Origin of the sequence: Rhodocytophaga aerolata (assembly GCF_030503435.1) — a bacterium.
Taxonomy (GTDB): domain Bacteria; phylum Bacteroidota; class Bacteroidia; order Cytophagales; family 172606-1; genus Rhodocytophaga; species Rhodocytophaga aerolata.
On the sequence record NZ_JAUKPO010000006.1, the window covers coordinates 56172 to 69745 of the forward strand.

The following is a 13574-nucleotide window of genomic DNA, read 5'->3' on the forward strand; positions in this document are numbered from 1 at the left end:
TTTATTGGTTTTAAATACAAAGCAGATTCTCTTAGATCTTTATGTATTTATGAGGTATTAAATTGAAAAATCGATTTGGTTAGGACTAGATTTAAAGTACCCGTCGGCCGGAGATTACGCGAATCAAGATAGCGATTACGGCAAGTACCAGTAGAATATGAATAAAATTACCTACGGCATCTCCAAATCCAACATAACCAATTAACCATAAGATGATTAATACGATAGCTACAATATATAATATGCTTCCCATGATTTTAAATTTTTGAGTTTAAGTTTAAGGTTTTACTTTTTTGTTGTGTTATACTGTTTATTTAAAAAATTTGTTGTTCAGAAGTTATCTCTTTGCAGGGATCTTACTTCTTCCCGGATTGCTTCTCTCGACTTTCCGATTCTATTCTGAAGACGGCCATATAATTCATCCTCACGGCCTTCTTCGTACAACAAATCATCGTCAGTGAGATCAGCATATTTTTGTTTCAGCTTTCCTTTCAGTTCATTCCAGGAGCCTTTTAAATTTAATTCATCCATAGCTAAGTTTATGTTTTGTTTAATTTGTTGTACACACCTTTCTACGGGGCACTATAAATAAAAGTTATATTTCTTTAAAAAAATTTGACTTTTCAAAAAACTTTTCTATAGAATATAGGTTCTACCTAGGGGCTATTGTATTTTATTTATGAATACAGTAGCCTTATGTTTTTGTACGGTAAAAGCTGCTTTGGGTTTACTAAAACAGGTGGCTCATTGGTAAGCTGTTGTAAAAAAAATATAGTCCGGTAATACATAAGCTCTATTTATATCTTTTCCGTATAATATCTATCTTGATAAAATTTATTTACGTATGAAAAATAAAGCTTTGCAATGCCCTTAAAAGAAAAAGAATTAGCCCCGGATTTTACACTGCCATCTACCAGCGGAAAGAAATTTACTTTATCTGAAGATTTAGCTAATAAGCCCTGTATACTCTTTTTTTATCCCAAAGATTTTACGCCAACGTGCACAAAAGAGGCTTGCGAATTCCGTGATACCTTTGCTGCCTTCAGAAACCTGGATATAGAAGTAATAGGCATCAGCCGCGATGATATAGCCACTCACCAAAGGTTTAAGGAACAGTATAATTTGCCGTTTCAGTTGCTTGCCGATACCGACGGAAAAGTAGCAGGCTTATACAAAGCCCTTATTCCGGTAGTAAAAGTGACACGCCGCGTTACGTATCTGCTGAACAAAAATCATCGGGTTGCGGCTGTTTTCGAAAATATGTTCACAGCTGAGAAACATATAGCAACGATGGTAGAGAGAGTAAAAGTAGGCGCTTTGAATTAACTTTTTCTGCCTTCACATAAGGCTGAGTGAACACCAATATTTGTTTTTTGTGATTGTTTGCCCAGATTTGAAGAAATAAAGAAATTTCCCCGCATTACTCACATATTATGGAACAAGGCCAAACCTACACGCATGAGTTTACTTATTCACAGCAGCAGGTAGACCAGTTTGCGGCTCTTACCGGCGACAACAATCCTTTACATCTGGATGCAGCCTATGCGGCTAAAACACCTTTCCGGAAACCTATTATGCACGGGTTCCTGGGAGGAAGCATTTTTTCCAAAGTGTTAGGTACACTTTTTCCTGGCGAAGGGTCTATTTACCTGAAACAAACGATGGAGTTTGTAAATCCTATGTTTGTAGATGTTCCCTATGAAGCCGTATTTATCGTAAAAGAAATATTGCCTAATTCCATAGCACTGATCGAAACACTGGTGGTAGACAAAGCCAGCCGTACCGTACTGATTACCGGCGAGGCGTTGGTCAGAAACAAAAAGATCAAGCGTATCAAGGCAACTTCTGCTGAATAATACGTTTATCCTGTAAGAACCTGAACTCCATACTTATACCCGTTGCATGAGGAATTTCATTCTGGCTACTTTCTTTCTTTGCTGTGCCTTTACTTCCGATAAAAAAGCATATCAGTTATTTAATCAGAAGGGTAAATTGGTGGAGTACGAGCAGGTGGTAACAGATGCTCTGGAGGCTGATATTGTTTTATTTGGAGAACTGCACAACAACCCCATCTGTCACTGGCTGGAGCTACAATTGCTGAAAGATCTGCATACTAAGAAGAAAGATAAATTAATTCTGGGAGCAGAAATGTTTGAAGCCGATGACCAGGTGGTGCTAGATGAGTACTTACAGAAAAAAATTACCAGTAGGCACCTGGAAACAGAATCTAAGTTATGGAATAATTATGCTACCGATTATAAGCCCCTGGTAGAATTTGCCTTAGCTAATAACCTGCCCTTTGTGGCTACCAATATTCCCCGCCGCTATGCCAGCATGGTGGCAAAATCAGATTTGACGGTGTTAGATAGTTTAGGAAATGATGTAAAAAAGTGGATAGCCCCCCTACCTATAGAGGTAGATTTGAATTTGCCCGGCTATAAAAAAATGATGAATACTGGAGGAGAGAGTGGTATGGCTCACGGGCACGGCATGAATATGGGTAATTTGGCCAAAGCACAAGCTATAAAGGATGCCACCATGGCTCATTTTATTTTATCCAACTGGCAGTCTGGCCAAACGTTTTTACACGTAAATGGTAGCTACCATTCCGATAATTTTGAGGGAATTGTCTGGTATTTGAAAAAGCAAAACCCACAACTGAAAATTCTCACCATTGCTTCGGTAGAACAGCCAGAAGTAACTAAACTTCAAGACAAATCTCAAAATTTAGCTACCTATGTTTTGGCTATTCCTTCAGATATGACCAAGACCTATTAAATAAGCCGCTTTTCAACTCTGCTCCACTTTTACTCCCCGCCAGAAGGCTACATACCCTTTTATCTGTTTAGCAGCTTCTTTCGGATTGGGATAGTACCAGGCAGCATCTTTGTTTTCCTGGCCGCCAGCCTGGATTGTATAATAAGAGGCTTCGCCTTTCCAGGGACAATGGGTATGCGTGGAACTATCTTTCAACAGGTCTTTTTTTACAGACTGGGGTGGAAAATAATGGTTACCTTCCACTACAATTGTGTCGTTACTTTCTGCAACTACCGTATTATTCCAGATGGCTTTCATAGTTTTTAAGCTTTATATCTACTAAACTAACGGAAGCAAAATTAGTTCTGATTGGTATGAGAGCTCTAAGGTTTTTCTTTGCCTGAACTATATCCCGCTTTGCTTTGCAAGGCTTCTATGGCAGAGGCTAAATAGGCCAACGGGGCATTCCAGTTAATGGCAATTTCATTGGATGCATACGAGCAGTCATCATCAGTAAAAGTTTCATCTGCAATAGTGGACGTATACGTGGTACATTTATCCTGACGTGGGGCATTGGCATTTGGCCCGCCGGAAAGTAAACCGGGTACTGGTTCCTCTACCTGATCGGCAATGGATGGCCGATGGTGCGGATGCATAGGCGTTTTATCTCCAAAACCAGTCACAAAAGAAAACCCTGTGGCATTTCTACCTACTAAATAATCCAGGTTGATTAATGCGTAGTCTAAATATTTTTTATCGCCAGTAAGCCGGTACACTTGAATAAGCGCAATACCCTGGTTAGCTGCCACAGCTGAACTCCCCCATATATAATCTTTTGCAGATTTTCCCATAACCGTGGCATACGAACGCTTCGAAGCTCCGTCTGTCAGTTCATCGGCAAATTGTACTAGCTGCTTTCTTAACTGAGGAAAATCTTTTTTTGCAACAGGCGTTAAGTCCTTCTCAAACCTGGCCAATGTATAATAACCCAGTAAGCGTACTTGTGCCCAGGATGGCAAAGGCATTTGTGTATCCGGAAATATGGGAACCGCCTGATAATAGCTGTCTTTTTTTGTGGTAATGTATAGTTCTGAGGCTGCCCATATAAACTCATCTGTTACATCTTTGTCACCATAGGCTCCTGTGCTTACATCTGGGTCATACTGTTTGTTCAGGGCTTCCTGGTCATATAGAACCGCCGGATTCTGGCGTGCCCAGTCCCAAGCCCTGGTAGCAGCGGTGAGGCACGAATCTGCCAACCCAGGTAATGCTTGAGGAAATTTTCTGGCAATGCGGCTTGCCTGCGCCATTACAGCTGCAAAATCCAGGGCTGCTGGAGTGCTTTTCTGTACCACATACCTGGGGTTTTTAGCCTCTTCTGGCATTACCATGCCATCAAATCTAGGGTTGGTTAACTTATGATATACGCCTCCGTCATTTGGATCTTGCATGGCCAGCATCCAGCGGAGATTCCATAAGGTTTCGTCGAGCAGGTCGGGAAGGTTGTTATTGCTCTCTGGAATGTTCAGTTTCAGGGTATCAAAATACGTGGGAAAATCTTCATACAATGAAAGTAAGGTGCCGGTAGTAATGCCACTGTTGACAATGTATTTATTGTAGTCTCCGGCGTCATACCAGCCAAGCGGAGCAGAAATTTTGGTGCCTTCCGGCCGTTGAGTAGTGGCAGCCGAAGGATGGATTAGTACCTGGGTATCTTCCTGTACATGCCCTGCCGGACGTTGCCATTTGCCTGCATATTGCTCAGGTAGTGGAGTAGAAATCCGTTGGAAATAAAATCCTTTGATAGAAGCTTTGGCTACCTCCTGGTGTACTTTTGACTTGATTTCGAAGGGGTATGAATGGCCTATCTCCGGAATGTATACCACATAGGAGCCTGGGGTAGTAAGAGCAGAAAAATCGGCAATGCGTGTCTTTTTAGCAGAAAATTCAGAAGTGCGTGGCTCGGTCAACTTTCCGGTAAAAACTGTTTTCCGAAGGTCTATGGTAGTTATATAAAATGTGTTACCAGCCTCAGCAGCCACTACAGCCACTTTAGGACCCGATGGGTAAAAGCCTATCTGGTTTAGCCGGATTTGTCCGGAGAGTGTAGCCTTTTGCGATTGATTAGCCGGAGTGCTAGTTTGCTGTGCTATGCTAAAATGGCTGATAAAGAGAACCAACACCATTATTGGCAGTAATTTTCTGAAGAAGAAAAAAATATTCATTTTAGGTATATTAGGTTGTTGTGTCTGAATCTACGTTTTTATAATGATTTTTTAAATAAGCATACATGGTTAGCAAACAATCTGCTTATTGTATAAGTAGCTTTGCTATATGAACATGTTTAGAACTATGTAGCCTGACCAGATAAATTCCTGGTTTTAGCTGTGTATGCAAATTAAGCTGATGTTGATTGGCCAAGAGGGGCTGACTATAGATGATTGTTCCATGGATATCTACTATCTCTATTTTTGAGAATTTTCCTTCTGGTAAATCTATTGTAAACTGATTACCGGAGGGATTAGGAAATACATGTAGATAGGTTGTTTCTGTTTTGTCTATTGCCAAAGGAGAGCCATTGCCATTTTCGACTAATACATAGTGCACTGACCTTGCCGGGGCGGCAACCTTTATCCCATTTTCCATAGTAGCCGATAGAGCAGAAATATTTTCCACAGTAGCCGGGCCACCAGCTGCATAAGGAGATCTCTGGCCATTTACCAATACATTCAGAGAAAAATTGCCATTGTCTTGGCCTCCGGTAAGTGAATATACATAATACCGGTTGCCATAGCCAAAATTCTGTAAATCCAGGGCAACGGTTTCTGCGGTATTTCCTTTATTTACGATTACTACCCCTGCCTGTCCGGAGTCAAATATGGAGGCATAGGCTACAATAGTACTACTGCCTGTTGTGGATGAAGTAACCAGGTAATTGCCGAAGAACTTCTGAAAGTAATACATATAATAAAATACCGGCCTTGGATTCCATTTGGGCACGTTTCCAGGTTCATCGCCTTGCGAAAACATGCCATGGTCGTTGCCATTGTTCCAGCCATTCGCCAAATCCCAGCGGCTGGCCATGCCATATTTATTTTTGATTAGTTCGCCCAAGGTCATAGTCGCATGTATGCCATTAATATACGAAACATATTGTCTGGAGCCTTCCGCAAAAATATTCCATTCAGTAAGGGCAACTGGTTTCATAGCTACACCTGCCGTTTGTATACTTTTGCTAATATAGTCCATAATGGCCCGGCTTTCCAGCCCAGGCGTACTCAGTATTTGATCGGGTGTGGAATTTTGCCCATAAGGGGTATAATAACTGTGGACAATAAAGAAGTCGGCTGCATTGCCAATGGCTTTAAACAAGCCAGCATTCCAGGTTTTATTTACCTGCGTATCCCAGCTGGGAGGTTCCGTTTGAATGAGCTGGGCACCAATATGAATTGTAGTTCCTATTTCAGCCGCCGCTGCCCGCATAGAATCGGCAAATACGTTGAAGTGCTGGCCGTACAATTCACCAGTAATAATTTCTGGCTGTCCATCTTTATTTTTTCTGGTATCTATCCGGTAGCCAGCCTGCCAGGTACCAGCATTTTCGTTTCCAATTTCCCAATACCTGGTTCTTCCTTTATCATACCGTACCCACTCAGCGGCATAATGAGCAGCTGTTTGTACAGGAGTTGGCCCGGTGCCATAACGGGCATAGCTATAATTAACAGTAATAATACCTGTGCTGCTAGTCATCTCCAGCATTTTGTAATAATTGTCTAAAGAAAGTGTCCAGCTTTCGGTATTCTTTCCAAACCAGTAATAGTTACTATATTTTTTCCCTTCCACATCTAGTAAGGTATCTGGTACATCAGCCGGGAGCTGGTCTTTGGAGGCATCCCAGAAGAAAACACTGCTTAGGTTGCCGCCTGGGAAGCGGATAATATTTGGTGAAAGTGTCTGAATATGGTTTAGCAAATCTGGCTGATCTACCATTTGACTCATATAGACATTGGCATTGGTACCAAAAATATATTTAGATACTTTGGCCAGTGTATCCGTACAGTTTATGGTAATAGTTGCCGTAGGACTCATAGCAGGAGGGGCGAAGTTTGTATATGGAGGAATAACTGCATTTTTGGGCTTAAAATCATCCAGGAAAAAGCCTTGGGTAGGTTGAGCCAAAAGAGGTAGGTGTTGACTAATCAGGAGTAGCAAAACAAAAAGGTAGTATTTTTTTAACATACAGAAGATGTCAGGCGATGAAGTAAATAATCCTTTTAAACACGCATACCCAGGAGGTCCGACGTAGTTGTGTGACTACTCAAAGAAAGCTATGCTGTTAAAAAATAAAGACTACCAGAGTCGAAGCAGCCCTGGCAGTCTGGTTGTGTTATATTTTGAGTCAACACTTATAACACATTTAACTATGATATTTTCTTACAAATCTTTTTAAGACTATATGGAAGCTGAATCCTTTACTGGCGTACTACCATGTTTTCAATTCTGAAGTTATCCAGGGCTAAGGTTGCCTGAATACCATTGGCTGTCGGATTTTGAATCACAATCCGGATCTCATTCGGATTCAGGTCAGAATATTTGGTAAGCTTGCCACCGCCATCAGCCGCAGAAGCAGCCAAGTCTGCTAACGGTACACTCATGGTATACCATTTGCCATCGGTGCTGCGCACAAAATCTGTCAGTTTAACCAATTTCTCAACGGTGCCAGCAGGTGTTCCAGGTATCCATACAAGTAATTCTAACCCTTCTAAAGAGCCACCGCCTGAGGCAGCAATTTCCATTTTCAGATCGAAGTTAGAGATTGGGGCATCCGCCGCATATTTAGGTGAAGTAGTTTCCGGAATTAAGCGGTTTGTACTATAGTTGCTCATGCTGATCACTTTATCATTGTTCCATCCCCATCCGCCTGGGACTACCTGGCTTATCAGGCCGAATTTGTTGTCGATGGCATTTATACCAGGCGCAGAGGTTACTACAGCTTTGCCAGCATCTAAGCCCCAGCCAAAGGCATTTACATCATCCCAGTTATGGATAATGCCTTCGTTGTTGAACAACTTGGTTCTCCGGCTAGCAGCAGACGTTCCACTTTCAGATGTGACTACTACATCTCCCTGAGCTGGATTTACCCCTGCAGGTATTTTTACAGTCATGGTTCTGCCGGTAGGGTCATTCGCTGTCATTTCAGTAGCTACCACATCACCTGGGAAGGTTACTTCTTTTACAAAGTAGAAGTATTGCCCAAACAGCGTAATGGTTTCGCCTTCTTTCGCAAATTCATTGCTAATGGCACTAATCACTGGTGCAGGAGGTAGTACAGTAAAGGCATAAGTTGCTTCGCCTGCGCTATTTACCACTTTCAACTCATTAGATACACTGGCAGATGTAGCTACCGTAGGAACCAGATCAGGAATCCGCACAATCAAATGCGTTTCTGTGGCGTATACCGGATTGATAGTTGTCTGGTAGCCATTGAAAGAAACATACTGGGTTGCTGCCAGATTATTTCCTACGATTACAATGGTAGAACCTAACGTAGATTGAGTAAACAAACTATCTGCCGCAGCCGGATTGGTTGTCCGGATAGCTGTAATGGAAGGCGGACCTGATGCTTCTCTGGGTTCAGTTGGATCTTCTTCTTTGCAGGAAGAGAATATAAACAAACCTCCAAGCAAGAATAACAAAAGGTAGCTTATTCTATGTAAGGGGGTTACGATAAGGTGTTTCATAAATTTTTCTGGGTTTTGCCTCCGGATTTCGCCAGTTGTTAAGATGGCTGAATTCCGGAGGCTTTTATAAGTTAATAGGTTATTACTACCTCAAAATAGCTTATTTAAATGTGTAGGGTATAGGTTCTTTGCGTAAGTTCGGAGCCCTGGACAGTTCAGTTGTTGGTATAGGAATAATGAAATTATTCAGGCTAACCGGGAAGGTCCGCTGGTTAGTACCCACACTGGTTATTGTCCAGGAAGTAGGGTTTTCTTTGCTGTCTGGGGCAACATTGAAGTTACCTCTGTCCTGTGTGCTCAGTTTGGAATAAGCCAGTTGCGGATTGTAGTAATGCAGGCGTACAAATTCATACCATGCTTGGCCTTCCATCGCAAACTCTAACAATCTTTCTTTATGGATGTCTTCCCAGGTAACAGTTTCTTTTGGAGCTAAGCCTGCTCTGGCCCGTACCAGATTAAAGTAATTCAGTGCTTCACCAGGAGCCAATACGTCATTGTTACCTAGTATGGCTTCTGCATAAATCAGGTATACGTCTGCTAAACGCAGCATATAAGTCTGTATTTCGGTGCGTTGTTGCTGTACCTTGCCACCGTTGTCTTCCGGCCGGCCTACAACGTATTTCTTTACATGGGCTCTGCTTCTGAAATCAGCCGTATTGTTATTATCTGTCTTTACGGTTAATTCTACAATCTTTTTAGAGCCTGGTTTGTCGGGGTCATCTACTTCTTCATGGATATAGCTGTAATGGTCGCCTGGTAGCATGAAGGTAGCTTTTCTGCGCTCGTCTTTGGAAAGATCTTCGTACTGCTCAAGCATAAATTTAGAAGCGCCAATATCGCCACCCCAGCCATCGCCGAAACCGGTAATGCTAGAACCGTAAGCTAGATAGGCTTGCACACTATTTTGGGTGCCCCAGTTGCCATCGTATTTCCACTGCAGCGCAAACAGCGTTTCGGAGTTGTTGTTATTAGCTGTTTTAAATAAATCCTCATAGTTCTGCATCAGCGACTTACCACTGTTGTCAATTACGCGTTTGGCAAAGTAGGCGGCGCTATCCAGGTCAGATTGGCGGCGGGTGCCACTCATGCCTACACCAGCGCGGGTCAGGTACATTTTTGCCAGCATACCTTCGGCTGCCCACTTATTCAGGCGGCCGGTTTGTAGCGATGAAACTGGCAGGTTTTCCGCAGCAAAACGAATATCGCGGATTAAAAACTGCCACACACTTTCTACCGTGTTTCTGGCAATGGTTGTATCTGTTAGTAGCGTTGTGTTGTTTTCGATAATAGGCACAGCCCCCCAGTTTTGCACCAAGTATGAATACGCCAATCCTCTCATAAAACGGGCTTCAGCTATGGCATGCTGTTTTATATCAGTGGATACGGCATCGCCGGCATATTTATTAATATTCGTAATTACCGTATTAGACTGCCCAACAATGTTGTAGAAAGACCGCCAGGAGTTGTTGTTTTCTTCGGTATCTCCGGTAGTATTCATCTGCACATTGGCTAGCTGGTACGAGCCGGAGAAAAGTACCCCGCCCCGGGCATCGCCAATACCATGAGACGCTTTGTCGTTATAGGCAAACCACACTTCGTTATATAAAGGAGCTGTACCGGCTAACACCTGGTCATTGGTTTTGTAGTAGTTGGCATCTACTACCGTATCTAATGGCGGTCTGTCCAAGAACTCATCCGAGCAGCCGGTAAGGAGGCCCAGAAAGAGAAGACCGGCAAAATATCTTTTATAGTTCATGTTCGATTTTATCATCTTGTTGAGTTGAATTAGCTTTAAAAATCAATACCGATATTAAAGGTATACATTCTGGTAAGCGGGTAGCGGCCATAGTCCAGACCGATAGATTGAGTAGTAGCCGATACGTTATTTCCTACATAAGCACCTACTTCAGGGTCCATGCCTTTGTATTTAGTGAAGGTGGCCAGGTTCTGTATCCCGAAAGACACACGTGCGCCTTGTACTACATTTTGCACACCCAATAAGCTCTTAGGCAGGTTATAAGAAAGCTGTAAATTTTTGACCCGTACATAGGAGCCATCTTCTATGAATTTGCTTGAATGTCTCACTCCATTGCCATTAGCATCTGTACTGGTAATTCTGGGAACAGTGGTACCTGGGTTTGATATATAAGCCGATGTACCTTCCCCTTCTACTTTTGCATAGTCAAAGGTTTCTGCCAGCATGTTGCGGCCCAGGTTGATCTGGTTCGGATTGGTGTTTACAAAGCGGATATAATTGTATACATCGTTGCCAAACGCACCGGTCAGCAGGGCAGTTAATTCAAAACCTTTATAACTAACAGTGTTCGTCAACCCTAGTGTCACTTTCGGCCATGGATTACCAATAAATGTCTGGTCTCTTTCATCAATGACATTATCTCCGTTCAAATCTTTGTATTTAATATCGCCCACCCATACACCGCTAGGATCAACTGGTAATCTTTCGCCATTTCTGGTAGGTATTGCACTGGCATTAATCTCTTCTACCGACTGGAATAACCCTTCGGCTACATAGCCACGCATTAACCAGGGAGCCTGACCTACTACTGCTCTTTGTGTCCAGTTAGACATCCACCAGGAAGTTCTGTCCAGGAAGGCTGCTTCGGAATAAAACTCAGTAACTTTTGTGCGGAAACCAGATACGTTGAAGTTTGTTGTCCAGTTTACCTGGCCATTGTCTACGTTGATAGTGTTTAAAGTGAACGCATAGCCTTTGTTTTGCAGCGCACCAATATTAACGGTAGGAGGAGCAATGGAACCTTCTGCAGATGTACCCATATACCATGGCAATGGATTTTCCATCAACAGGTTGTCGGTATTTTTTACATAAAAGTCACCTTCTACTTGTACGCGGCTGTTCAGTATACTCAGGTTGAAACCTATATTATTTGTTTGGGTCTCTTCCCACTGCAGGCCGGCATTACCATATCTGGAGGCACGGAAGCCAGAACCCCACGGAGTAGTTACAGCACCCAGAGGAGAGAATATACGGCCACCATCGCCCTGATTACCAGTTAAGCCTGTTTCTGCACGTAATTTTAACTCATTGATAAAAGGCATGGCCTCCATAAACGGCTCCTGCGTTACACGCCACGCTACGGATACGGAAGGGAAGAAGCCCCATCTGTTTTCCGGACCAAAGTTGGCTGAACCATCGGCGCGGAAAGCACCTTGCACAATGTATTTATCTGCAAAAGAATAGACTGCACGGCCTAAATACGATTCCATGGCCCACTGCCCTCTGGCGCTGCCATTTTGCTGTCCTAATGGATTGCCTAAAGTAAGCTCTATTAAATCGTTGGAAACAAACCCTGTTCTGCTACCATAAATGTTTTCCCACAATGATTCCTGCGATTCATGGCTAGCCATCAGGTTAATGTCATGTTTACCGAAACGGTTGGTGTATTGCAGCAACTGGTTCCAGTTCCAATAGGTATTGGTTTCGTTACGGCGTTCTAAGCTGGCCGTACTGTTTACGACAGATCCTAACTGGTAGGTAGGGGTGAAGAAAACAGAGTTATTAAAGCCAATATTTCCATTGAATGAGGTACGGAAGGTCAGCCCTTTCAGAATAGTTACATCTGCGTTAACTCCACCGAGGAAGTTTCTTCTTTTAAAGTTGTTTTGAATCAACTCTGCCAGCGCAATTGGATTAGGCGGGGTAAATTGTGTACTGCTTCCATTGGTAGCATCGGCGCCGCCCCAGGTTCCATTCGGATTCACTACGGCAATATTGGGTGCCATTTGCAGCGCATTGATGATTACATCTGATTGAGACGTACCCAGCTCTTCATTGGTCTGGCTGAAGTTTAAGTTAGTTCCTATTTTTAACCATTTACGGGTCTGGTTATCTACGTTTAACCGCACAGAATACCGGTCGAAAGCAGAGCCAGTAGCTACACCCTCCTGATCGAAATATTCACCTGACAGATAGAAAGTCGTTTTTTCACTCCCACCGCTTAAGCTAAGCTGGTGTTTATGCAGAGGTGCTCTTTTAAAAAGGGCATCTTGCCAGTTAGTACCTTTTCCAAGAATAGAAGGGTCCTGAAATTCTGTAGTTAAAGTGCCTCCCGTAAGTGTCCGGATAGCATTATGCATGGTCGCATACTGCTGCAAATCCATTGTAGATAAAAACTCTGGTTTATCCTGTAAAGAGAATGTATAACCATAATTGATGTTCATTTGGCCGGCTTTTCCACGTTTGGTGGTAATAAGCACTACCCCATTGGTACCTCTAGAACCATAAATAGCAGTAGCCGAAGGGCCTTGCAGAATCTCCATAGATTCAATATCTGACGGGTTCAGACCAGCCAAAGGGTTAGTAGAGCTTCTGGCACCATATTGTACTGTGGGAGGTGCAATTTGTACCCCGTCAATAACATATAACGGTTCATTGCTACCATTAATTGAGTTAATCCCTCTGATATTAACCGAGATACCACCACCAGGCTGCCCGGTGTTCTGAGTTACATACACACCAGCTGTTCTTCCCTGAATGGCTTGCTCAATAGTAGTGTTTACCGTTGATTGTATTTCTTTGGCGCTGATGGTCGTCTGAGCACTGGTGATATCAGTCCGTTTTAGCTCCCCATAGCCCACTACTACTACTTCGCCTAAGGTGGTTATATCTTCCGCTAACTGTATATCCAGACGGGTCTGGTTAGTTACGGCTACTTCTTCTGTCTGATACCCGATAAAAGAGACCACCAGCACATCTCCACTTTTCGTTTCTATGCTGAAATCCCCATTACCATCAGTGGTAGTACCGGTTGTACTGCCTTTAATTACAATATTCACCCCTGGAATGGGCTGGTTATCTAGTGTGGACGTTACTTTGCCTGCTAATCTGGATTGTGCCTGGCTGGTATAACTATGCAAAAAAAGTATTACCAATAGCAGCGTTGTAAATTTCCACACATGCGAGAGCTGTAAAACAAGAGCTTTACGGAGGTTATCCTTGTTTTGGTACATGTTTTTTACCATACAACTTGGGTTTAGATTATAAGAGATGTTATTCATTATTTCATTCCTGTATTTGGTTGTTCGGGTATTGATTAA

General features: G+C 42.8%; 11 protein-coding genes. 3 read left to right on the forward strand and 8 right to left on the reverse strand.

Going from position 1 to position 13574, the window contains the following annotated elements:
• Positions 1–91: 91 nt before the first annotated feature.
• Both Q0590_RS12440 and Q0590_RS12445 read right to left on the reverse strand, forming a co-directional pair.
• Positions 92–253: a lmo0937 family membrane protein gene (locus Q0590_RS12440; RefSeq protein ID WP_302037871.1), complete on the reverse strand. Its 162-nt coding sequence runs from the start codon at positions 251–253 to the stop codon at positions 92–94.
• Between the two features lie 77 nt (positions 254–330).
• The gene (locus Q0590_RS12445; protein WP_302037872.1) at positions 331–531 is read right to left on the reverse strand and encodes a CsbD family protein; all 201 of its coding nucleotides are present in this window, start codon (positions 529–531) and stop codon (positions 331–333) included.
• A 333-nt stretch (positions 532–864) separates the two neighbouring features.
• Between Q0590_RS12445 and Q0590_RS12450 the strand changes: the two genes are divergently transcribed.
• From Q0590_RS12450 to Q0590_RS12460, 3 genes are all read left to right on the forward strand, one after another.
• On the forward strand, positions 865–1326 hold the full coding sequence (locus Q0590_RS12450; RefSeq protein WP_302037873.1) for a peroxiredoxin: 462 nt from the start codon (positions 865–867) through the stop codon (positions 1324–1326).
• A gap of 107 nt (positions 1327–1433) precedes the next feature.
• Positions 1434–1856, forward strand: a complete 423-nt coding sequence (locus Q0590_RS12455; protein ID WP_302037874.1) for a MaoC family dehydratase — start codon at positions 1434–1436, stop codon at positions 1854–1856.
• A 46-nt stretch (positions 1857–1902) separates the two neighbouring features.
• Positions 1903–2778, forward strand: coding sequence for a ChaN family lipoprotein (locus tag Q0590_RS12460; RefSeq protein ID WP_302037875.1), 876 nt, complete (start codon positions 1903–1905; stop codon positions 2776–2778).
• 12 nt (positions 2779–2790) lie between these two features.
• Here Q0590_RS12460 and Q0590_RS12465 read toward each other — a convergent pair whose 3' ends face one another.
• The 6 genes from Q0590_RS12465 to Q0590_RS12490 form a co-directional block, all read right to left on the reverse strand.
• Positions 2791–3075, reverse strand: a complete 285-nt coding sequence (locus Q0590_RS12465) for a DUF427 domain-containing protein (protein WP_302037876.1) — start codon at positions 3073–3075, stop codon at positions 2791–2793.
• Positions 3076–3140: 65 nt separating this feature from the next.
• Positions 3141–4982 (reverse strand): glycoside hydrolase family 9 protein, encoded by a 1842-nt coding sequence (locus tag Q0590_RS12470; RefSeq protein ID WP_302037877.1) that lies wholly within the window; start codon positions 4980–4982, stop codon positions 3141–3143.
• 85 nt (positions 4983–5067) lie between these two features.
• On the reverse strand, positions 5068–6936 hold the full coding sequence (locus Q0590_RS12475) for a T9SS type A sorting domain-containing protein (protein ID WP_302037878.1): 1869 nt from the start codon (positions 6934–6936) through the stop codon (positions 5068–5070).
• A 293-nt stretch (positions 6937–7229) separates the two neighbouring features.
• Positions 7230–8498 (reverse strand): glycan-binding surface protein, encoded by a 1269-nt coding sequence (locus Q0590_RS12480; RefSeq protein WP_302037879.1) that lies wholly within the window; start codon positions 8496–8498, stop codon positions 7230–7232.
• A gap of 100 nt (positions 8499–8598) precedes the next feature.
• Complete coding sequence (locus tag Q0590_RS12485) at positions 8599–10254, reverse strand: RagB/SusD family nutrient uptake outer membrane protein (protein ID WP_302037880.1); 1656 nt, start codon at positions 10252–10254, stop codon at positions 8599–8601.
• 35 nt (positions 10255–10289) lie between these two features.
• Positions 10290–13499: a SusC/RagA family TonB-linked outer membrane protein gene (locus tag Q0590_RS12490; RefSeq protein WP_302037881.1), complete on the reverse strand. Its 3210-nt coding sequence runs from the start codon at positions 13497–13499 to the stop codon at positions 10290–10292.
• Positions 13500–13574 lie beyond the last annotated feature (75 nt).

What these genes read in the sequence shown, in the direction of transcription:
- Q0590_RS12455 (WP_302037874.1), top strand. Translation starts at nt 1,434, where the DNA reads ATGGAACAAGGCCAAACCTACACGCATGAGTTTACTTATTCACAGCAG.
- Q0590_RS12470 (WP_302037877.1), bottom strand. Translation starts at nt 4,982, where the DNA reads ATGAATATTTTTTTCTTCTTCAGAAAATTACTGCCAATAATGGTGTTG.
- Q0590_RS12450 (WP_302037873.1), top strand. Translation starts at nt 865, where the DNA reads ATGCCCTTAAAAGAAAAAGAATTAGCCCCGGATTTTACACTGCCATCT.
- Q0590_RS12460 (WP_302037875.1), top strand. Translation starts at nt 1,903, where the DNA reads ATGAGGAATTTCATTCTGGCTACTTTCTTTCTTTGCTGTGCCTTTACT.
- Q0590_RS12440 (WP_302037871.1), bottom strand. Translation starts at nt 253, where the DNA reads ATGGGAAGCATATTATATATTGTAGCTATCGTATTAATCATCTTATGG.
- Q0590_RS12490 (WP_302037881.1), bottom strand. Translation starts at nt 13,499, where the DNA reads ATGGTAAAAAACATGTACCAAAACAAGGATAACCTCCGTAAAGCTCTT.
- Q0590_RS12445 (WP_302037872.1), bottom strand. Translation starts at nt 531, where the DNA reads ATGGATGAATTAAATTTAAAAGGCTCCTGGAATGAACTGAAAGGAAAG.
- Q0590_RS12480 (WP_302037879.1), bottom strand. Translation starts at nt 8,498, where the DNA reads ATGAAACACCTTATCGTAACCCCCTTACATAGAATAAGCTACCTTTTG.
- Q0590_RS12465 (WP_302037876.1), bottom strand. Translation starts at nt 3,075, where the DNA reads ATGAAAGCCATCTGGAATAATACGGTAGTTGCAGAAAGTAACGACACA.
- Q0590_RS12485 (WP_302037880.1), bottom strand. Translation starts at nt 10,254, where the DNA reads ATGAACTATAAAAGATATTTTGCCGGTCTTCTCTTTCTGGGCCTCCTT.